Origin of the sequence: Streptomyces sp. CB02058 (assembly GCF_001905505.1) — a bacterium.
In the GTDB taxonomy this organism is placed as follows: Bacteria; Actinomycetota; Actinomycetes; order Streptomycetales; family Streptomycetaceae; genus Streptomyces.
In genome coordinates, this window is the sequence record NZ_LIPG01000001.1 from 899,748 (window position 1) to 919,440 (window position 19,693).

General features: G+C 71.9%; 18 protein-coding genes and 1 pseudogene. 12 read left to right on the forward strand and 7 right to left on the reverse strand.

The genetic code is table 11. The features are described from left to right. The 3 genes from AMK10_RS04260 to AMK10_RS04270 all read left to right on the forward strand — a co-directional run bounded on the left by AMK10_RS04260 (position 1) and on the right by AMK10_RS04270 (position 3,504). Positions 1-978 carry an ABC transporter ATP-binding protein gene (locus AMK10_RS04260; protein WP_073744868.1) on the forward strand — a complete coding sequence of 326 codons (978 nt, stop codon included), beginning with the start codon at positions 1-3 and terminating at the stop codon, positions 976-978. Continuing rightward, positions 968-2,173: an ABC transporter ATP-binding protein gene (locus AMK10_RS04265; protein ID WP_073744870.1), complete on the forward strand. Its 1,206-nt coding sequence runs from the start codon at positions 968-970 to the stop codon at positions 2,171-2,173. The genes AMK10_RS04260 and AMK10_RS04265 overlap by 11 nt, the downstream gene beginning before the upstream one ends. Positions 2,174-2,379: 206 nt before the next feature. Further along, a complete protein-coding gene (locus AMK10_RS04270; RefSeq protein WP_073744872.1) occupies positions 2,380-3,504 on the forward strand; it encodes a hypothetical protein in 1,125 nt (374 codons plus the stop codon). Between the two features lie 8 nt (positions 3,505-3,512). Here the strand turns inward: AMK10_RS04270 and AMK10_RS04275 are convergent, their stop codons facing one another. Further along, on the reverse strand, positions 3,513-5,639 hold the full coding sequence (locus AMK10_RS04275) for a S9 family peptidase (RefSeq protein ID WP_073744874.1): 2,127 nt from the start codon (positions 5,637-5,639) through the stop codon (positions 3,513-3,515). Between the two features lie 166 nt (positions 5,640-5,805). Here AMK10_RS04275 and AMK10_RS04280 point away from each other — a divergent pair, with 166 nt between their 5' ends. The 6 genes and pseudogenes from AMK10_RS04280 to AMK10_RS04305 form a co-directional block, all read left to right on the forward strand. After that, the gene (locus AMK10_RS04280; protein WP_014154257.1) at positions 5,806-6,000 is read left to right on the forward strand and encodes a hypothetical protein; all 195 of its coding nucleotides are present in this window, start codon (positions 5,806-5,808) and stop codon (positions 5,998-6,000) included. Positions 6,001-6,071: 71 nt separating this feature from the next. Further along, positions 6,072-6,983 carry an N-acetyl-1-D-myo-inositol-2-amino-2-deoxy-alpha-D-glucopyranoside deacetylase gene (gene mshB / locus AMK10_RS04285; RefSeq protein ID WP_073744876.1) on the forward strand — a complete coding sequence of 304 codons (912 nt, stop codon included), beginning with the start codon at positions 6,072-6,074 and terminating at the stop codon, positions 6,981-6,983. After that, positions 6,980-7,441, forward strand: a complete 462-nt coding sequence (locus AMK10_RS04290) for a DUF6113 family protein (protein ID WP_073744878.1) — start codon at positions 6,980-6,982, stop codon at positions 7,439-7,441. Before mshB ends, AMK10_RS04290 begins: the two co-directional genes overlap by 4 nt. Before the next feature lie 174 nt (positions 7,442-7,615). Next, entirely contained in the window at positions 7,616-9,658 is a 2,043-nt protein-coding gene (locus AMK10_RS04295; RefSeq protein WP_198959618.1) for a hypothetical protein, read from the forward strand. A gap of 128 nt (positions 9,659-9,786) precedes the next feature. Continuing rightward, positions 9,787-10,224, forward strand: a complete 438-nt coding sequence (locus AMK10_RS04300; RefSeq protein WP_073744882.1) for a VOC family protein — start codon at positions 9,787-9,789, stop codon at positions 10,222-10,224. Positions 10,225-10,371: 147 nt separating this feature from the next. Next, a pseudogene (locus tag AMK10_RS04305) lies at positions 10,372-10,590 on the forward strand (RNA polymerase subunit sigma-24); the annotation flags it as partial. A gap of 76 nt (positions 10,591-10,666) precedes the next feature. Here the strand turns inward: AMK10_RS04305 and AMK10_RS04310 are convergent. Beyond that, positions 10,667-12,481: a coagulation factor 5/8 type domain-containing protein gene (locus AMK10_RS04310; RefSeq protein WP_073744884.1), complete on the reverse strand. Its 1,815-nt coding sequence runs from the start codon at positions 12,479-12,481 to the stop codon at positions 10,667-10,669. Positions 12,482-12,717: 236 nt separating this feature from the next. Between AMK10_RS04310 and AMK10_RS04315 the strand changes: the two genes are divergently transcribed. Next, complete coding sequence (locus tag AMK10_RS04315) at positions 12,718-13,812, forward strand: NAD(P)/FAD-dependent oxidoreductase (RefSeq protein WP_073744886.1); 1,095 nt, start codon at positions 12,718-12,720, stop codon at positions 13,810-13,812. Between the two features lie 43 nt (positions 13,813-13,855). Here the strand turns inward: AMK10_RS04315 and AMK10_RS04320 are convergent, their stop codons facing one another. The 3 genes from AMK10_RS04320 to AMK10_RS04330 all read right to left on the reverse strand — a co-directional run bounded on the left by AMK10_RS04320 (position 13,856) and on the right by AMK10_RS04330 (position 16,362). After that, positions 13,856-14,287, reverse strand: coding sequence for a MarR family winged helix-turn-helix transcriptional regulator (locus AMK10_RS04320; RefSeq protein WP_107428369.1), 432 nt, complete (start codon positions 14,285-14,287; stop codon positions 13,856-13,858). Positions 14,288-14,369: 82 nt separating this feature from the next. After that, complete coding sequence (locus AMK10_RS04325; RefSeq protein WP_073744890.1) at positions 14,370-15,221, reverse strand: transglutaminase-like domain-containing protein; 852 nt, start codon at positions 15,219-15,221, stop codon at positions 14,370-14,372. Between the two features lie 139 nt (positions 15,222-15,360). Continuing rightward, positions 15,361-16,362 (reverse strand): GNAT family N-acetyltransferase, encoded by a 1,002-nt coding sequence (locus AMK10_RS04330; protein WP_073744892.1) that lies wholly within the window; start codon positions 16,360-16,362, stop codon positions 15,361-15,363. Positions 16,363-16,480: 118 nt separating this feature from the next. Here AMK10_RS04330 and fdxA point away from each other — a divergent pair, with 118 nt between their 5' ends. Continuing rightward, positions 16,481-16,801 carry a ferredoxin gene (fdxA, locus tag AMK10_RS04335; RefSeq protein ID WP_014154250.1) on the forward strand — a complete coding sequence of 107 codons (321 nt, stop codon included), beginning with the start codon at positions 16,481-16,483 and terminating at the stop codon, positions 16,799-16,801. 101 nt (positions 16,802-16,902) lie between these two features. Then, positions 16,903-18,006, forward strand: a complete 1,104-nt coding sequence (gene dapC / locus AMK10_RS04340; RefSeq protein ID WP_073744894.1) for a succinyldiaminopimelate transaminase — start codon at positions 16,903-16,905, stop codon at positions 18,004-18,006. Positions 18,007-18,106: 100 nt separating this feature from the next. On the opposite strand, the gene AMK10_RS04345 is transcribed toward dapC, so the two are convergent. Both AMK10_RS04345 and AMK10_RS04350 read right to left on the reverse strand, forming a co-directional pair. Further along, the gene (locus tag AMK10_RS04345) at positions 18,107-18,439 is read right to left on the reverse strand and encodes an ATP-binding protein (RefSeq protein ID WP_073744896.1); all 333 of its coding nucleotides are present in this window, start codon (positions 18,437-18,439) and stop codon (positions 18,107-18,109) included. 307 nt (positions 18,440-18,746) lie between these two features. Then, the gene (locus tag AMK10_RS04350; RefSeq protein ID WP_073744898.1) at positions 18,747-19,652 is read right to left on the reverse strand and encodes a hypothetical protein; all 906 of its coding nucleotides are present in this window, start codon (positions 19,650-19,652) and stop codon (positions 18,747-18,749) included. Positions 19,653-19,693 lie beyond the last annotated feature (41 nt).

Below are 19,693 nucleotides of genomic sequence, written 5' to 3' on the forward strand. Positions count from 1 at the left end.
ATGTTGCTCGAAGTGCGCGATCTGCACGTGGAGTTCCACACCCGGGACGGTGTCGCCAAGGCCGTCAACGGGGTCAACTACTCGGTGGCCGAGGGCGAGACGCTCGCCGTGCTCGGCGAGTCAGGTTCGGGCAAGTCCGTCACCGCACAGGCGATCATGGGCATCCTCGACACCCCTCCGGGGAAGATCAGCGGGGGCGAGATCCTCTTCCAGGGCCGCGACCTGCTGAAGCTCAAGCCCGAGGAGCGCCGCAAGGTCCGGGGCCAGGAGATGGCCATGATCTTCCAGGACGCGCTGTCCTCGCTGAACCCGGTGCTGAGCGTGGGGGAGCAGCTCGGCGAGATGTTCGTCGTCCACCGCGGGATGTCCCGGGGCGACGCCAAGGCCAAGGCCATCGAGCTGATGGACCGGGTGCGCATCCCCGCCGCGCGCGAGCGGGTCGGCAACTTCCCCCACCAGTTCTCCGGCGGTATGCGCCAGCGCATCATGATCGCGATGGCGCTGGCCCTGGAGCCCGACCTGATCATCGCGGACGAGCCCACCACGGCGCTCGACGTGACCGTCCAGGCCCAGGTCATGGACCTGCTCGCGGAGCTCCAGCGCGAGCTCAACATGGGCCTGATCCTGATCACCCACGACCTCGGTGTCGTCGCCGACGTCGCCGACAAGATCGCCGTGATGTACGCGGGCCGGATCGTCGAGACCGCCCCGGTCCACGAGATCTACAAGGCCCCCGCCCACCCGTACACCAAGGGCCTGCTCCGCTCGATCCCGAGGCTGGACCAGAAGGGCCAGGAGCTCTACGCGATCAAGGGGCTGCCGCCCAACCTGCTGCACATCCCGCCCGGCTGCGCCTTCCACCCGCGCTGCCCGATGGCCCAGGCCGTGTGCCGCACGGACGTGCCGCCGCTCTACACCGTGGACGAGGAGCGCCGGAGCGCCTGCCACTTCTGGAAGGAGACGCTCGATGCACGCTGAGGACGCGGAACGCGGGAACGGCGCAGGAGGCTCCACGCTGCTCTCCGAGGCGCGGGAGGCGGACCGCACGCGGCCGTACGCCGAGGGCGATCCGATCCTGGAGGTGCGCGGCCTGGTCAAGCACTATCCGCTGACCCGGGGCATCCTCTTCAAGAAGCAGGTCGGCGCGGTCAGGGCCGTCGACGGCGTGGACTTCGACCTGGCGGCGGGCGAGACGCTCGGCATCGTGGGGGAGTCCGGCTGCGGCAAGTCGACCGTCGCCAAGATGCTGGTGCACCTGGAGCCGCCCACCGGGGGAGTGATCCGCTACAAGGGCGAGGACGTCACCAAGCTGTCCGGCCGTGCGCTGAAGGCCGTACGCCGCAACATCCAGATGGTGTTCCAGGACCCGTACACCTCGCTCAACCCCCGCATGACGGTCGGCGACATCATCGGGGAGCCGTACGAGATCCACCCCGAGGTGGCGCCCAAGGGGAACCGCAGGCAGAAGGTGCAGGACCTGCTCGACGTCGTCGGTCTGAACCCGGAGTACATCAACCGCTACCCGCACCAGTTCTCCGGCGGTCAGCGCCAGCGCATCGGCATCGCCCGCGGCCTCGCGCTCAACCCCGAGATCATCGTCGCCGACGAACCGGTCTCGGCGCTCGACGTGTCGGTCCAGGCCCAGGTGGTCAACCTGCTGGACCGGCTCCAGGCCGAGTTCAGCCTGAGCTTCCTGTTCATCGCGCACGACCTGTCGATCGTCCGGCACATCTCCGACCGGGTCGGCGTGATGTACCTCGGGCGGATCGTCGAGATCGGCACGGACGAGCAGATCTACGACCACCCCACGCACCCGTACACCCAGGCGCTGCTGTCCGCCGTCCCGGTGCCCGACCCGACGGCCCGGGAGCACCGCGAGCGGATCATCCTGCACGGCGACGTGCCGTCCCCCGCGAACATCCCGTCCGGCTGCCGCTTCCGCACCCGCTGCTGGAAGGCCCAGGAGCGGTGCGAGTTGGAGGTCCCGCTGCTGGCCGTGCCGGCGGTCTTCCGGGGCGCGGAGACACCCGCCCGGCACGATTCGGCGTGTCACTTCGCCGAGGAGAAGACGGTGGTGCCCAAGGAGGGGCCGGCGGGGACGCCGGAGCCTCAGGACGCCCCACCGTCCCGGCCCTCGACCCCGCCCGAGGGCGAGGCGGGTGGCAAAGAGTGATAAATGGGCCTCATCTTCGTTAACACAGAGGCAACTTGACCGTCTCGGCTCCGATATACGAACGCCTCACCATGAACAACGTACGGCCGTGCGGGTGCCGTGAACCGGCCGGGGCGTTCATCACGTCGCCCCGGCCGGTTACCCGTTCCCCGCCGCCCCCAGAGGTCCCCTTGTCCATCGGCGGACCGCCGGGGAGTATCGCTGGGGTGATACTCACACGGGGAGCCAGAATCACCGGGGCGGTGCTCTGCGCCGTGCTCGCGGCCGTCACCGCGGCCTGGATCGTGCGTGATCTGCGGGCCGTCGGCGATCCGGCCGAGCTGCTGCGCCACTGGGCCGCCTTCGTGGACGCCCGGCCGAAGCAGCTCCCCGCCACGACGCAGGCCGACCCGGTGCTGCTCGTCGTCAGCGTCCTCGCCCTCGTCGCCGCGCTCCGCTCGTCGATCGCCGCGTCCGTGCTGGTCACCACCGGTGTGGTCACCCTCGTGATGCGGCTGCCCGGCGTCTGGACCATCGGCGCCTCCTGGATGGACGGACGCTTCGGCGACGAGCTGCGCACCCGCGCCCTCGTCGGCACCTTCGCCGTCCTCGCCGCGGCCCTCGCGCTGATCATCACCGGCGCCGCGGGCCGCAGACAGCCCGAGGACTCCTACGAGCGGCGGCCCACCCGGCCGGGCCAGGGAGCCGGTGTCACCACCTTCCTGCTGCTCGGTGTCTCCGGGGCGGTCCTGATCGCCTGGGAGGTACGGCAGTTCGTCACCCTGCGCGCGGACGTCTACCCGGACTGGTTCATCGGCGGACGCACCATCCGGACGGGACTGATCGACGCGCCGCCCGGCTGGGACAGCCTGGCGCTCGCGGCCGTCTGCCTGGTGGTGGCCTGGGCGGCACTCTTCCGGGCCGTCCACTCACGGCCGCTCGGCATGATCGCCGCCGGATTCCTGCTGGTCTCGGGCGGCGCCGGGATCGCCCAGGCCGTCCACGAGCGGATGCTGGACCACTTCGGCGAGCTCGACGTGGAGTACCAGCTCCTCGTCCTCACCTGGTTCCTGCTCGCCCTCGCCGGGCTCCTGACCCTGCTCGTCCTGGCACGCAGGGGCTTCGAGGTGTCCGACGGCGAGGACCAGGGGTACGGCGGCTACGGCTATCCGCAGTCCGGCTCCCAGGGGTACGGCTACCCGCAGACCGGCACCCCGGGCTACGGCTATCCGCAGGGCGGCACCCCGGGCTACGGCTATCCGCAGGGCGGCACCCCCGGCTACGGCTACCCGGGCAGCGGCGGCGGGCCCGCCGCCCCGCCGCCGCCCAGCTCCCGGCCGCCCAGCTGGTGAGGGCCCGGCTACCCCCGGGCCAGCCCCAGTGACCGCTTGAGGAAGTCCACCTGGAGCAGCAGCAGGTTCTCGGCGACCTGCTCCTGCGGGGTCATGTGCGTCACCCCGCTCAGCGGCAGCACCTCGTGCGGGCGCCCGGCGGACAGCAGCGCGGACGAGAGCCTCAGCGCATGGGCGACCACCACGTTGTCGTCGGCCAGGCCGTGGACGATCATCATCGGCCGCACCTCGCCGGCCGGCTCGGACAGCCCCTCGTCCGTCACCAGGGAGCTGTGGGCGTACACCTCGGGCCGCGCGGCGGGGTCACCGAGATAGCGCTCGGTGTAGTGGGTGTCGTACAGCCGCCAGTCCGTCACCGGCGCGCCGACCACCGCCGCGTGGAAGACGTCCGGGCGCCGCAGCACCGCGAGCGCCGAGAGGTATCCGCCGTACGACCAGCCGCGCATCGCCACCTTCGAGAGGTCCAGCGGGAAGCGCTCCGCCAGCGCGTGCAGCGCCTCCACCTGGTCGTCGAGGGTCAGGGTGAAGTCGTCCCTGACCGCCTTCTCCCAGCCGGGTGAGCGGCCGGGAGCGCCCCGGCCGTCCGCGACGATCACGGCGAAACCGTGGTCGGCGAACCACTGCGACGTGAGGTGCGGATTGTGCGCGGCGACGACCCGCCGGCCGTGCGGACCGCCGTACGGGTCCATCAGCACCGGAAGAGGGCCGTCCGATTCCTTGTAGCCGGAGGGGAGCAGCACGGCGCACGGGATGCGCCGTGCGCCCCCCTCGGTCAGCTGGACCCGTGCCCGCAGGGTCGGCTCCTGGGCGAGACCGGCCACGGTGGCGATCCGCTTGCCGTCCCGCAGGACCTGTACGGCCGCTCCCGGCTGCTCCAGAGTCGCCGAGACCAGCACCGTCACGTCGCCCGAGCGCACCGCCGAGTGCACCCCGGCGCCCTCGCTGACGCGCTCGACGCCCAGCTCGCCGACCCGGTAGACATGGCTCTGCCCCGTCTCGGGATCGGCCGCGCCCTCGCCCGCCGTGGCCTGCACCAGGATGTCCGACTCCCCGATGTCCAGCACAGCCTGGATGTGCAGCTGGTCACCGGTCAGCGGGCGGTCGCCGACCGAGAGCACCCGCGCGCCCCCCTCGTCGGCGACCCGTACGAGACGCCCGTCCGGCGCCCAGGCGGGCACGCCGGCGAAAAGATCGAGCCAGATTTCGTCCTCGTCCACATGTACGGTCCGCGTCGCACCGCTCTCCGTGTCCACGGCCAGATGCAGCTGGCTGCGCTGGTCGCGGGCCTGCACCAGGAGCAGCGGCGCGCCGTGCGACGACCAGTGCACCCGGGCCAGATAGGGGAAGCGCGCGCGGTCCCAGACGACCTCCGTGCGCGCCCCCTCCAGGTCCGTCACGAAGAGCCGCACCTCGGCGTTGGCCGTCCCCGCCGCCGGATAGCCCACCTCGGCCGGCCGGCTCCCGGGGTTCGCGGGATCGGCGATCCACCACCGCTGTACGGCGCTGTCGTCGGCGCGGGCGACGAGCAGGCGCTCCGAGTCGGGCGACCACCAGAAACCCCGGTAGCGGCCCATCTCCTCGGCCGCGACGAACTCGGCCAGCCCGTAGGAGACCTGCGCGTCCTCCGGCTCGGCGACCGGGCGGTCGCCCTCGCCGTCCGCACCCACCACGCGGAGCGCGCCCCGGGAGACATAGGCGATGTGCCGGCCGTCGGGGGAGGGGCGCGGGTCGATGACCGGACCCGGCACCGGCAGGGCGCGGGCCGTGCCCGCCCTCAACTCCGCGACGTACACCTTGCCCGAGAGCGCGAAAGCGGCCAACTCGGCGGCCTCGTCGACCGCGTAGCCGACGATTCCCGCCGAACCCTCCCTGGTCCGCTCGCGCCGCGCGCGCTCCTGGGGGGACAGCTTCTCCGCCGAACCCCCCAGCAGCACCGAGGGATCGGCGGCGACCCGCTCCTCACCGGTCAGGGTGTCGAGCACCATGAGCCGGTTCGTCCGGTCGGTGCCCGACGACGAGCGGAGGAAGATCACCCGCGTCCCGTCCCTCGAGACGGTGAACGCGCGAGGTGCGCCGAGAGTGAACCGCTGGGTCCGGGCGTGCTGGCGCGGAAAAGACAGCTTCTGCGAGGTCATGGCACCGAACCTAGCCGTCGACGGGCGGTCCGTGCGCCCCTCGTGCTGCTGTGCCCCGATCAATGCGTCGGCACGGATAGTTATGATCCGTAGCGCTCGGTGGGTATGAACCTGCTGGCTCCATGTGTGCTGCCTGTCCCGACCGTACTGATGGAGGTGAACCGCCGTGGCACTCTCGATTTCGGCGGTGGTGCTGCTGGCGATCGTCGTCTTCCTGCTGATCCGGAAATCCGGACTGAAGGGCGGACACGCGGTGGTCTGCATGTTGCTCGGGTTCTATCTCGCGAGCTCGTCGATCGCCCCGACCATCTCGGAGGTGACGTCGAACGTGGCAGGAATGATCGGGGGCATCAAGTTCTGACAGGTGGGCCGGGAGGCCGGGACACCGTGGGGCGGTCCGTGCGGGGGGCGGGCTGCTCGTAGGGTGGTCCCATGAAGGACCTTCCCGCCCGCCGTCTGCTCCTGGTGCACGCGCACCCCGACGACGAGTCGATCAACAACGGCGCCACCATGGCCAGGTACGCGGCCGAGGGCGCCCACGTCGCCCTGGTGACCTGCACCCTCGGCGAGGAGGGCGAGGTCATCCCGCCCGGCCTGGCGCATCTCGCCGAGGACCGGGAGGGCGGCCTGGGCGCCCACCGCGTCGGCGAACTCGCGGCGGCCATGCGGGAGCTCGGCGTGAGCGACCACCGCTTCCTGGGCGGCCCCGGCACGTACCGCGACTCCGGGATGATGGGCACCGAGCAGAACCACAGGCCCGGCGCCTTCTGGGACGCCCGCCTCGACGAGGCGGCGGGCCACCTCGTCGGAGTGATCAGGGCCCTGCGGCCCCAGGTCCTCGTCACCTACGACCCCGACGGCGGATACGGCCACCCCGACCACATCCAGGCGCACCGCGTCGCGATGCGCGCCGCGGACCTGGCCGCCGATCCCGCGTACGGGGACGGCGCCCCGCACACCATCGCCAAGATCTACTGGAACCGGGTGCCCCGCTCCGTCGCCGCGGAGGGCTTCGCCCGGCTGCGGGAGACCGCCCCCGACGCCTTCCCGGGGATCGCCGCGATCGACGACGTACCCGGTGTGGTGGACGACACGGAGATCACCGCCGAGATCGACGGCTCCGCGTACGCCGCGGCGAAGACCGCGGCCATGCGGGCGCACGCCACCCAGATCGCCGTGGACGGCCCGTTCTTCGCTCTTTCGAACGATCTCGGGCAGCCCGTCTTCACCACCGAGTACTACCAATTGGTGCGAGGCGACAGCGGCGTGGACCATGGTCTGCGGGAGAACGACCTCTTCGCGGGCCTGGCGGACGCGCCCCTCGCACCAGGAGCACAGACATGAGCAGCAGGCAGAGGCCGCGCGCCTCGTCACAGTCGCCGCGCACCAACGCCCCGCCCAGGAGCCCCGCGCCCACCGGGCTCGCCGCGCCCCCGAACCCCCGGCGCATCCCGCTGTACGTCGGCCTCGCGGTGCTGGGTGCGGCGGTCGGGTTCACGGGCACCCTCGTCCAGGCGGCCCTGTTCCCGGGCGGGTTGCTGCTCGCGCTGGCCGCGTCGGCCGGGGTGTTCTACGGCGGCCGGGTGCTGACCCGCACACAGCTCGGCGCGCTGGTACCGGCGGTGGGCTGGTTCATCGCCGTCATCGTCCTGCTCGGCGGGCGCCCCGAGGGCGACTTCGTCTTCGCCGAGGAGATCGGCCTCGCGCTCTTCATGCTCGGAGGGATGGCCGTCGCTGTGATGTGTGCCACGATGTCGCGGCTGCCTGATCCGGCCAACGACACCGGTCGACCTGGCACGTGATGTGGTATGTCCGCTCCCGGTCGCCCCTCCGCGCAGCGGTGGGTGCATCCTTGATTCCCCCGGGCGCGGAGAGTCTTTCGGCGGCGGCCAGTATGGTGGTGCGCGCGCCGAGCCGTCCCCTGGCCTGCGGCATGGGGGAAGTACGGGCGGCGGAGCCAATCGGGAGAACCTGCTTTGAGTCGTGAAACTGACAGTTCGTCCTCCGGGCCCCAGGGGCGCGGCGGAGCCGCGTACCCGTCGGGTACGCCGCCGTACGGATCACGCCAGTATCCGTCGCTGCACCCGTCTCAGGACGGGCCGGATGAGACTCCGGAGCCTGCGGATCCGCCTCAGCCCGAGGAGCCCAGAACAGAGACGACGCTGACGACGCGCATCCGGATCAACATTCCGGGCTCGCGTCCGATCCCGCCCGTCGTGATGCGTACGCCGATGAGTGACACCGACCCCTCGGGCGGCCCCGCCGCCGAGCGGACCGGCAGCACCCCGAGGCCCGGCGCTCCCGTGCCCTCGCCCGGCGGTGCGCCCGGCGGCCCCGGCCCGGAGGCGCGTGACGGCGGCCCGGCCGCCGAGCCCCCGGCCAAGGAGAAGAGCGGCAGCGACTGGTTCGCCCCGCGCAAGGCTCCGGCCCCCGCCGCGGGCGCGGCCCCGGCTCCGGGTGCCCCCGGGCCGAACCCGGGCCAGGGCTCCGGCGGCCCCTCGTCGGGCGGCCCTTCCGGGGCGCCCGGTTCCGGGCCCACGCCGCCGCCCCGCGCGGACTCGCCGTACTTCTCGGAGGGTGCGCCGACCGGTGCCCGCCAGGGCGGCAGCGCCCTGGACGGACTCGGCGCGGGCGGCCCCGGCGGTCCGCGTCCCACGCCGAACCCCGGCATGCGCCCGCCCGGCGGCCCCGGACCCTCCGGGCCCACCACCGGCCCGGCCACCGGCAGTTCCGCGCTGACGCCGGACCTCGACGGCCTCCCCGGCGGCCCGGCGGGCCCCCGGCCTGGCGGACCCGGCGGCGTACCGCCGCGGATGTCCGACGACACAGCGATCCTGACGCCGCAGGCCCCGGCACCGGGTCCCGGCAACGGCCCGGGCGGCCATGTCTCCGGTGACACGCTCACCAGCGGCATCCCCGTCATCCCCTCGGACTCCCGCTCGCCCTTCCCCGGCGGGCCCGGCGGACTGCGCCCCGAGGGCCCCCTGGGTGGCGGACCCGCCGACCCGGGTGCCCCCGCGGCGCCCGCGCCCGCCCCGAGGCCGGCTCCGCAGCCCGCGCCGCCCGCCAGGAAGGGCCGTTCCAAGCTGGTCCTCCTGGGGGTCGCCGTGTTCGTGCTGTTCGGCGTCGCCTACGGCGCGGGACTGCTGATGAACCACTCCGAGGTCCCGAAGGGCACCACGGTGCTCGGCGTCGACATCGGCGGTGGCACGAAGGAGGAGGCGGTCACGAAGCTGGAGGCCGCCCTCGGCAAGCGCGCCAAGGCGCCTCTCCAGCTGTCCGTCGACGGCAAGGAGGAGAAGCTCTCCCCGGAGAAGGCCGGTCTGACCCTGGACAGCCAGGAGACCGTACGCGGCGCCGCGGGCAGCGACTACAACCCGGTCTCCGTGATCGGCTCCCTGTTCGGCGGAGCGCGCTCCGCCGACCCGGTGATCCCGGTCGACGAGGAGAAGCTCGGGGTCGCGCTGACCGATCTGGCGGGCGTCTCCGGCTCCGCGAACGACGGCACGATCAAGTTCGAGCCGAACAAGGCCGTCGCCGTCCCCGGCAAGTCGGGCAAGTCGCTGGACGTCAACCGGTCGTTGATCTCCGTACGCGACGCCTATCGCGCGCAGGTCCAGACCGGTGAGCCGGCCGTCGTCGAACTGCCGGTCGCCGCAACCGAACCCACCATCACCAAGGCCGAACTGGACCGGGCGATGAAGGAGTTCGCCCAGCCGGCGATGTCTGGTCTGGTGACCATCAAGGCCGGGCAGAAGCAGATCGACTTCGGGCCAGCCAGGTCGCTGCCGCAGATCCTGTCCATGAAGCCGATCGACGGCAAGCTCGTCGCGGTCTACGACAAGAAGGCGATCGAGACCCTGCTGGACGGCGTCTTCGACGGGATCATGATCACGAAGGGCGACGGGAAGCAGTACCCGGTCAGCCCCGACGACGTGGCCCACGCCATGCAGGGCGCGCTGCTCGGCAAGACCCCCGCCGAGCGCACCGTCGCGATCGAGCTCAACGGCGAGGGCTGACAGGCCCGCGCGACACGCGTACAACCCGCCCCCGCCCGGCTCCCCGGACGGGGGCGGAGCCGTACGGCCCCGGAGCGCCCGGACGGCGCGGGGCCGTCCACGAGACCGGTCCGGGAGGAGAGGGTTCCATGTCCACCCGATGGAGTCTGACGATCGACTGCGCGCACCCGAAGGCACTGGCGTCCTTCTGGGCGCTGGCCCTGGGATACGTGGAGACGCCCCCGCCCGCCGGGTTCGGCAGCTGGGAGGAGTGGTTCGCCCACCATGACGTGCCGGAGGAGGAGTGGGACGACGGCGCCTATCTGTCCGACCCGGACGGCGTGGGCCCGACCCTGTCCTTCATGAAGGTCCCGGAGCCCAGGACGTCCAAGAACCGGCTCCACATCGACGTGCGGGTGGGCGGTGGCCGCGAGACCCCGTGGGAGATCCGGTGGCCGCGGGTGACCGAGGCGGTGGAGAGGCTGACGGCCGCCGGTGCGACGGTCGTCCGGGAGCACGAGCTGGGGGGTCGGCCCGATCATGTCGAGATGGCCGACCCCGAAGGCCACGTGTTCTGCGTGCTCTGAGACGTCCCGGCCCCTCCCGTGCGGACGTCAGCGCCGCGCCGGCGCCAGCAGGCTCAGTCCGAACATCAGGACGCCCAGGGGGAGATGGACCGACGGCACGTGCGCGATGCCGAGCACGACCTGGACCGAGGCGAGGACGAGGAAGCCGGCGGCGCGTGCATCGCCGCGTACATGGTCGCCATCGCCGACCGGGCCCCGGGGCTCGAACTCCTGGAGCGGACGGTCAACGGACTGCCGGGCCTGGTGGCCCTGCGCGACGGCGTCGTCGCGACCGTTGCCTCGTTCGAGGTCGCCGACGGCCGTGTCACCCGGATCTGGGTGGTACGCAACCCGGAGAAGCTGCGGCCGTGGTCGCCGGAGGGCTGAGGCCCGTCGAGCGTCCGTCCCCCGGCCCCGCGTGATCCGCGGGGCCGGGGGACGGGGCATGGGCCGGAGGAGGGCCCTAGGGGAAGGACACCACCTGGGACGGGACGGTCGTGTCACCGGACGTGGGGGAACCGGTGTCGTTGATGACGTGTTCGTACTGCCCCTTGCCGCCGAGTGAGACGACGAGCAGGTCGTGGAACTTCACTCCGGGCTTCACGGGTGCCTGGAAGCCGTGCTGCTGGCGGATGGTCGGGTCGACGTTGAAGTAGCAGTAGCTGCCCATGCCCCAGCCCTCGTGGGTGGTGACGGAGTCGGCGACCTTGTAGGCGGCGTATCCCTTGATGTCGCCGTTCTGGATGGCGGCCTGGTCGGGTGCGTCGTAGGCCTTCTCGTTCTGGAAGAAGATCGTCTTGCCGTTCTCGCCGTTCCACTGGACGTCGTACTTGTTGAAGTGCTCGACGAACAGTCCGGTGGCCAGTACGTCGTCACCGTTGACGGTGAGGCCGTAGTCCGCCCGGTTGGTCTCCCAGCCCACGCCCTCGCCGTGGTCCGCGCGCCAGACCCAGGTGTGGTCGACGATCGTGTCGTCGCTGTTGACGACGATGCTGGTCGTCGCCTTGCCGGGGCCCGCGCCGCCGACCCGTACGAAGACGTCCTGGAGGCTGGTCGGGTTCGCCGCGTGGTCGGCCGAGGAGCCCTCCGGGCCGACCTCGACGAGCGTCTCCGAGTTGACCGGGCCCGCGTCGACCAGGAGTCCGGCGAGCTTGACGCCGTCGACGTCGCCGACCTTGATCGCGCTCACGCCGTTGTCCGGGATGATGGTGGCGAGGCCGAGGCCCAGCGCGACGGTGTTCGCCCGGTCGATCTCGATGGGCTCGTCGACGTGGTAGACGCCCGGGGTGAAGAGCAGGTGCAGGCCCTGGTCCACGGCCGCGTTGATGGTCTGCGCGGTCGCGCCCGGCTTCACGACGTAGAACTGGCTCAGCGGGATGGACTCGCCCTCGGGGGTGCCGTCGGCCCATGACGTGCCGCGCGCGTTGGTGCGCTTGGCGGGGACGAAGACCTTGTAGTCGTCGCCGTCCAGGTAGAGGAAGGGCTTCTCGCGGGAGACCGGGGTGTTGTCCAGGGTGGTGTAGGGCGGTTCGGGGAAGCTCTGGGCGGGTGCGCCCTCGACGCCGGAGAAGGTCATGTTCCAGACGCCGTTGCCCCAGCTGCCGATGGAGCTGTCGCGGGTGTACCACTGCTGCTGGGAGTAGGGGGCGACCTGGCCGTCGATCTTGCTGTCGGCGATGTAGCCGCCGCTGGCCCAGCCGTAGCCGTCGGGGGCGAGGTTGAGGCCGCCCTTGACGTGCATGCGGCGGAAGGGGGCGGCCTGGGAGACGGCCCAGCGGTTGGTGCCGCTGACGGGGTTGAGGGCGAGGTTCTCGGCGGAGCGCCAGAAGTTCTGGGTGGCGTTGCCGTTGAACCAGCCGGCGTCGACGGTGACGTCGCCGTTGAAGGTGGTGTCGTCGGGGTTCAGGCCGAGGCCGGCGATGGAGGTGTAGAAGCCGATCTGGGCGTTGATGTTGTTGTAGGTGCCGGGCTTGAACATCAGCGCGTAGCGGTCGCTGCCGAACTGCGCGGACTCCTGCTTCTTGAAGATCTCGTCGACCTTGCCCTGGATGTTCGGGGTCGAGGGGTCGAAGACCAGGACGTTCGGTCCGAGGTCACCGCCGCCGGGCAGCTCCTCGGCCACTTCGCCGAACGCCGTCTGGGCCGTGGGGAAGGCCATCAGCAGCGAGACGGTGAGCGCGGCGAAACCGAGCGCCTTGGACCGGCGGTGCCTGCGGGGTGTGGTGGGGGGCGGGGCGGCGGTGGTGGGGAGTGCGGAGTTCGTGGGGGGAACTTGCATGAATGACGTCTCCTGAGTCGTGGTGCGGGTGCACGACGGAACCCTCCGAGAGGCGAGAGAGCGCTCTCTCGTGGGCCCGATGTAAACGCTGTTGCCCTGCACACGTCAAGGGGTGCGTGGGGTGTTCCGGGTTCCGGGCGGGTCGCGGGCGGGGGGAGTCGGGGTTGTAGTTCGCGTAACGAACCAATATGGTTCGTGGAACGAACTAACAATTGCGCAAGAGGGAGCTGGGGCATATGAGTCGTACCGTGGTGGTCATCGGCGGAGGTTATGGGGGAGCCGCAGTGGCAAAGGCCCTCGACGAGGAGGCCGATGTCGTCCTCGTCGAGCCGAAGGACGCGTTCGTCCATGCGGCAGGGTCCCTGCGCGCCCTGGTGAAGCCTGACTGGGCGGGCAACATCTTCTTCCCGTACGACAAACTGCTCAGGCGCGGCAGGATCGTGAAGGGCCGGGCCGCCTCGGTGGACCCGCGCGGGGTCACCCTGGACTCGGGTGAGCGGATCGAGGCCGACTACCTCGTCCTCGCGACCGGCTCCGGATATCCCTACCCGGCCAAGATGGACACCGACGTCGCGGCCGACGCGCTGGAGCGGCTGCGCGGCACGCACGCCGAACTCTCGTGCGGAGAGCGGGTGCTGATCGTCGGGGCGGGACCCGTCGGCCTGGAGCTGTCCGGTGAGATCAAGGCCGTCTGGCCCGGCAAGCGGGTGACGCTCGTCGACCCGGCCGAAGAGCTGCTCCCGGGGTTCGACGCAGCCCTGCGCGAGGACCTGGAGGGCCAGCTCGCCCGCCTCGGCGTCGAGGTGCTGCTCGGCACCTCGCTGGAGAGCGAGCCGCCGACCGCGCCGGGCGAGACGAAGGCGTTCACCGTCCCCACCACCGCCGGTGACGTGCTGGCCGCCGACATCTGGTTCCGCTGCCACGGGGGCAGCGTCCTCGGCGGTTACCTCGCCGGGGAGCTCGCCGGGCTGAGCGATCCCCGGGGGCGGGTCCGGGTCACGGAGACGCTCGCTCTTCCCGGCCACGGCCATGTCTACGCCCTCGGCGACCTCACCGATCTCGACGAGGCCAAGATGGCGGCCCACGCCATGAAGCATGCCGGGGTGGTGGCCGAGAACATCCTCGCCCAGGTCCGGGGCGGGAGGCCGGAGGCCGTCTACCGGCCGTCGCCCGTCCCCTCCGTGCTCCTGCCGCTCGGGCCGCACGGCGGTGTGGGGCAGATGCCCTCACCCGAGGAGGGCGTGAGCCTCCTGCCGGCGGAGACGGTGGCGGCGTACAAGGGCGCGGACCTGTTCACGGGGCGCTTCGTCGAGCTGTTCGGCACGGCCTGACCCGGCTGTCGTCGGGCGCCCGGCGGAGATCACCGGACAGCCCTCAGTCCTGCTCCATGAAGACCACCGGCACCTTGTTGTCCAGCACCACCCGGGCGAGCATCTCCGCGAGCGCCTCCCGCTCGGGGGTGCTCAGGGAGGCGGGCAGCGCCTCCACCCGGCGGCAGGTCGCGGCGTAGAACTCCTCCACCAGCTCGCCGCCCTTCTCCGTGAGCGCGATCCTGACGGCGCGCCCGTCCAGAGGGTCCGGCTCCCTGCGGACCAGACCGTGCTGGGCGGTGCGGTCCACGAGTCCCGTGAGGCTCGACTTGGCGAGCCCCAGCACCGAACCGAGCTCACCCATTCCGTACGGCTGGGCCATCAGCACGCAGAGCAGCTGGCCCTGCTGAGGGGTCAGTCCGAATGCCCGGCTCGATTCCGCGTAGGCGGCATTCACCAGGAATGACGCGCGCACCAACGCGGTCGCGATACTCATGCGCGATTCCTGATTCCCCATGCGGACAGAATACGGCAGGTGGTCCAGGACGCCTGGTTCGCACAGCGAATTACCCGGCGGCTCAGTTCAGCAGGGCCCGGGCGGCCTGGGCGCGGTGGCGGATCGCCTCCGCCGCCGTCGGCTCGATGCCGTCGACGATGTCGGCGTACTCGTCCATCTCCGCCGCCCCGCGCAGGAACTCCCCGCGCTGCACGAGGAGCTGGGCCCGCTCGTAGCGGAGCCTGGCCGGGTGCGAGGGCAGCAGCAGGGAGAGGTCGAGCGCCCACAGCGCCACATCCGTGCGCTCGGGGCGCGCGGCGGCCCAGGCCCGGATGTTGTTCAGAATCCGCAGCACCGTCTCCAGCGGCCTGGCGGGCACCAGCATCGACGGCTCCAGCGGCCCCCCGGTCGCGCTCGCCACCATCAGCTCCGCGTCCTCACCGCTCAGCGGGGCCCCGCCGGCGAAGGGGTCGGCGAGCACCCGCTCGGCGGGGTCGCCGAAACCGACCACGTAGTGCCCGGGGAGCGCCACCCCGTACACGGGTGCGCCGGCCCGTCGCGCGACCTCGGTCCAGACCACGGACAGCAGGATGGGCAGCCCCCTGCTGCGGCGCAGCACCTGCTGGAGCACCGAGGAGTCCAGCCGCTGGTAGTCCTGGGACGACCCCGCGAAACCGCAGCGCTCCCCGAGCAGTTCGGCGAGGGCGGACGCCCAGACGCGGGGTCCGCGCACACCGTACGGGAGGAGTCCGGCGAGCCGGTCGAGCTCGATCTGCGCGGCGTCGATGCCGTGCGGATCGGGGCCCCCGGCCGTCGCGGGCAGCGCCTCCGCGCCCAGCAGCAGACAGAGCAGCGCGACGTCCGGCCGTTCGGCGCGCGCCTCTTCGGCGAACCGCCGCCGGAGTTCCGCCGTGCCGGGATCCTCGGTGCTCATGTGTGACACGTACCCCTGCCGCTGTGTCCGCCCGTGTGGAACGGAACTGCCGTGTGCGCCACATGGGACGGAAGCGCTGTCCGCCGGTGTGGAACGGAACCGCTGACCGCCCGTGTGGAACGGAACTGCCGTGTCCCGCCTACGCGGAACGGAAGTGGTGGTAGCTGTGGTGGACGCCGAAGCCCATGCGGTCGTACAGCGCGCGGGCGCCTTCGTTGTCCGTCTCGACCTGGAGCCACGCCGCCGACGCGCCCTCGTCCAGCGCCCTGCGGGCCAGCGCCGCCATGACGGTCGTCGCGAGGCCGCGGCGGCGGTACTCGGGGCCCACCTCGACGGCCATGAACCCGGCCCAGCGGCCGTCCACCACGCAGCGTCCGATCGCGGCAGGCGCCTTTGACGGGTCCTCGCCGGGCACGGAGGCGAACCACACCGAAGGGCCGCTCCCGAGCACCTTCAGGACATGGGGCCCCGGGGTCTCGAAGCGCTGGTAGCGGGAGAGCCACGCGGTGTCCACGTCCCGGGACATGGACACCGCGGAGACGTCCGCGTCCAGGTCCCCGACGGGTGCCAGCGCCGCGATCCGCACCTCGGCCGTCACCTCGCGCCGCCACCCGTGCTCCTCCAGCTCCGCGCAGAGCAGCTCCTGGGTGCCCTCTGCACCCGTGGCGGCCTGGATGTAGCCGGGCAGGCCGCGTTCGCCGTACCACTGCCGGACGCGCGCCAGCGCCTCGCCGAGCGGAAGCCCCGGATCGCCGAGCGGCAGCGCCGAGTTGGCGCGCCGGGTGAATCCGCCGGCCGCGCGCAGCGTCCAGTCGCCCAGCGGTTCGCTCTCCACGGGCTCCCAGGCGCGGGCGACGACCGGGGCGATCTCCTCGAAGGCGGCGGCGGGTCCGCGGCGGCGCGCCGGGGCCGGAGGCACGACCTTGCCCGCCACCAGCGAGGATTCCTCGATGCGGACGCTCTCGCCGCTCTTCGTGGTGACGGACAGCACTCCGCCGTCCCACGATGTGAGAACCCCGACGGTGTCGGTGAACTTCGCGCCCGTGCCGGAGGCATCGACGGCGCGCCGCACGGAGACGCGTTTGCCCACGTCAGCAGCTGTCATGCGAACCTCGAGTTGTCCGCCGATGGTGAATTCCACAGCTCTGTACGCCCCTCCTGTTCGGATCGTGCCCCGGAACGGAGATACTAGGTGGCGGGCATCGACGACGCCGCGCTCCCGCGCGAGAGCCAACGCCCTACCGAGGAGGAACGACAGCGTGACCTACGTCATCGCGCAGCCTTGTGTCGACGTGAAGGACAAGGCCTGCATCGAAGAGTGCCCCGTCGACTGCATCTACGAGGGCTCACGGTCCTTGTACATCCATCCGGACGAATGCGTCGACTGCGGAGCCTGTGAGCCGGTCTGCCCGGTCGAGGCCATCTTCTACGAGGACGACACCCCGGAGGAGTGGAAGGACTACTACAAGGCGAACGTCGAGTTCTTCGACGACCTCGGCTCGCCGGGTGGCGCGTCCAAGCTGGGTCTCATCGAGCGCGACCACGCGTTCATCGCCGCGCTGCCGCCGCAGAACCAGTAGCAGCGGCCGCACGAGCGCCGCCCGGTCCCGTACGGCTCGTCACCGTGCGGGACCGAGGTGTTTTCCGGCAGCCACGCCCCCGTACGAGAAAGCAGAGTTCCGTGTCCGCAGCAGTTCCCGTCTCCTCCCGTCTCCCGGCCTTCCCCTGGGACAAGCTCGCGCCCTACAGGTCGACGGCCGTCGCCCACCCGGACGGTCTCGTCGACCTGTCCGTCGGCACGCCCGTGGACCCGGTGCCCGCGCTGATCCAGCGGGCGCTGATCGACGCCGCGGACAGCCCCGGCTATCCGACGGTGTGGGGCACCGAGGCGCTGCGTGACGCCCTCACCGGCTGGGTGGAGCGCAGGCTCGGCGCGGTGGGCGTGCGGCACGAGAACGTGCTGCCGGTCGTCGGTTCCAAGGAGCTCGTCGCCTGGCTGCCGACCCAGCTCGGTCTCGGCGCCGGCGACAAGGTGGCCTACCCCCGGCTCGCCTACCCGACGTACGAGGTCGGCGCACGGCTCTGCGGCGCCGAGCCCGTCGTCTACGACGACCCGACGGAGCTGGACCCCGAGGGCCTGAAGCTGCTCTGGCTCAACTCGCCCTCCAACCCGACGGGCCGGGTGCTGCCGAAGGACGAGCTGACCCGGATCGTCGCCTGGGCGCGCGAGCACGGCGTGCTGGTCTTCAGTGACGAGTGCTACCTGGAGCTCGGCTGGGAGGCCGAGCCCGTCTCCGTGCTCCAGGAGGACGTCTGCGGCGGCTCGTACGAGGGCATCGTGGCCGTCCACTCGCTCTCCAAGCGGTCCAACCTGGCCGGTTACCGCGCGGCCTTCGTCGCGGGCGACGCGGCCGTCCTCGGCGAACTGCTCCAGATCCGCAAGCACGGCGGGATGATGACCCCCGCCCCGGTCCAGGCGGCCACGGTCGCGGCGCTGGGCGACGACGCGCACGTGGCCGAGCAGCGTGAGCGCTACGCACGGCGGCGCACGGTGCTGCGCGCGGCGCTGGAGGCCCACGGCTTCCGGATCGAGCACAGCGAGGCGAGCCTCTACCTCTGGGCCACGCGCGACGAGCCGTGCTGGGAGACCGTGGCGCATCTCGCGGAGCTCGGCATCCTGGTGGCGCCCGGCGACTTCTACGGGCCCGCGGGGGACCGCTTCGTGCGGGTGGCGCTGACGGCCACGGACGAGCGCGTGGATGCGGCGGTCAAGCGCCTCTCGTAGGGGCCGTACGTCCAGGGATGTGCCGAGGGGCCTCGGGAGTGCGCACTCCCGAGGCCCCTTCGCGTCCGTACGGCGTGTGTGCCGTGTGCGTGCCGGCGGATCAGCCGATCGGCAGGCCCTTGGTGGGCAGGGTGTCGGACGTCAGCTCGCCGTCGGCCACGCCGCCGGCCTTCTGCAGGGTCTTGCCGGCGGCGGGCAGGGTCGTGCCGACCACCTTGCCGCCGGTCTCGTTCGCGACCTCGGAGCCCTGCTTCGCGGTGGAGTCCACCGTGCTGCTGAGGCCGGCTCCGTCGAGCGAGGTGAGGCCGCCGAGCGCGGGGGTCTGCGGGAGCCCCGCGGCACCCGCGGCACCGGCCGCGCCGACCACGGGGGCCGCACCCGCGGCGATCAGCAGCGCTGCACGGGCGATCCGACGGGTCAGGGGGAGGGACATGATGCTCCTTCGGCGGGACGTCAACAGGTACGAGGCGATGTGGAATCCGCCTGTCCGGTGATCGGACGCACTGAACAACCGCTCCGGGGGCGGGGAAGGTTGCGGGGCACCGAGGTAAAGAGTGAGTAATGCGTCGGATAATCCGCAATGGAGGAACCTGGTCGAACAGTGCATTCCGCTTACGCTCGACGTACCGTCACTTCCCTGTACGCGTAAGGGAATTGGCCCGGCGGGCGGGGGTGTCGAAGCGCGGGTGCCGACCCTCCTCCGGTGAAGGCGGAAGGCCCTGCACGGGGGACAGGTCGTACTACTGAGCGAGCCTCATTCGGACGGTGCCGGTGGCCGATTCCCCGCGCTCCGTCCGCCAGCCCGTGTCACTGGTCCAGATCCGGCCGTCGTACGAGACCTCCTCGATCCGCAGCGCGCCGGCGCGGGCGACCGCCCAGTGGGCGAGCTCCCAGCCGCGCCGGGAGGTCGCCTCTTCCTCGCTCCGCACGGGCACCGAGACCGTGCTCGCGGAGGCGGCGCCCGCCGACTTCGCCGAGGGCAGGACACCCTTGCCGAAGGCGCGCACCAGATCGGCCCGCACCTCGGCGGCGTCGCCCGGGGCAGCCGCCTCGGCGCCCTTGCCCGTCGACAGCGAGCACGTCAGCGAGGCGGGCGCGCGCCCGGTCAGCGCGGCGGAGAGCAGCGTGGCGTCCGGCTCGTGCTTGGCGTACGCCTGCGGGAAACCGCTCTTCTGCACCCGCTGGGCCGCGACGGTCAGCGGCAGCCGGGAGTAGCCCGGGACCTCGGCGAGATGTTCGTAGAACTCCCCGGACGAATAGACCGGGTCCATGATCTGCTCGGTCGTTCCCCAGCCCTGCGAGGGGCGCTGCTGGAAGAGCCCGAGCGAGTCCCGGTCGCCGTGGTCGATGTTGCGCAGGGCGGACTCCTGCATGGCGGTCGCCAGGGCGATCGTCACCGCCCGCTCCGGGAGCCCCCGCGTCATGCCCACGGCGGAGATCGTCGCGGCGTTGGCGGCCTGCTCCGGACTCAGCTCGTACGTACGCCCCTCGCCCCCGTCGGAGGAACCCACGGTGCAGCGGGGAGCCCCCTTGTAGCCGGAGAGGTACTGCACGGCCAGATAGCCGGCGAGGGCCACGAGCACGGCGAAGGCGGCCACGACACGGAGGAAGCGGCTGCGGCGGGGAGTGGAGGCGGTCCGGGGCACGGGGCCCACCGTACTGGAGGGTAGGACGGGGCCCGCGACCG

What these genes read in the sequence shown, in the direction of transcription:
- AMK10_RS04260 (WP_073744868.1), top strand. Translation starts at nt 1, where the DNA reads ATGTTGCTCGAAGTGCGCGATCTGCACGTGGAGTTCCACACCCGGGAC.
- AMK10_RS04265 (WP_073744870.1), top strand. Translation starts at nt 968, where the DNA reads ATGCACGCTGAGGACGCGGAACGCGGGAACGGCGCAGGAGGCTCCACG.
- AMK10_RS04275 (WP_073744874.1), bottom strand. Translation starts at nt 5,639, where the DNA reads ATGACCTCGCAGAAGCTGTCTTTTCCGCGCCAGCACGCCCGGACCCAG.
- mshB (WP_073744876.1), top strand. Translation starts at nt 6,072, where the DNA reads ATGAAGGACCTTCCCGCCCGCCGTCTGCTCCTGGTGCACGCGCACCCC.
- AMK10_RS04290 (WP_073744878.1), top strand. Translation starts at nt 6,980, where the DNA reads ATGAGCAGCAGGCAGAGGCCGCGCGCCTCGTCACAGTCGCCGCGCACC.
- AMK10_RS04300 (WP_073744882.1), top strand. Translation starts at nt 9,787, where the DNA reads ATGTCCACCCGATGGAGTCTGACGATCGACTGCGCGCACCCGAAGGCA.
- AMK10_RS04310 (WP_073744884.1), bottom strand. Translation starts at nt 12,481, where the DNA reads ATGCAAGTTCCCCCCACGAACTCCGCACTCCCCACCACCGCCGCCCCG.
- AMK10_RS04315 (WP_073744886.1), top strand. Translation starts at nt 12,718, where the DNA reads ATGAGTCGTACCGTGGTGGTCATCGGCGGAGGTTATGGGGGAGCCGCA.
- AMK10_RS04320 (WP_107428369.1), bottom strand. Translation starts at nt 14,287, where the DNA reads ATGAGTATCGCGACCGCGTTGGTGCGCGCGTCATTCCTGGTGAATGCC.
- AMK10_RS04325 (WP_073744890.1), bottom strand. Translation starts at nt 15,221, where the DNA reads ATGAGCACCGAGGATCCCGGCACGGCGGAACTCCGGCGGCGGTTCGCC.
- AMK10_RS04345 (WP_073744896.1), bottom strand. Translation starts at nt 18,439, where the DNA reads ATGTCCCTCCCCCTGACCCGTCGGATCGCCCGTGCAGCGCTGCTGATC.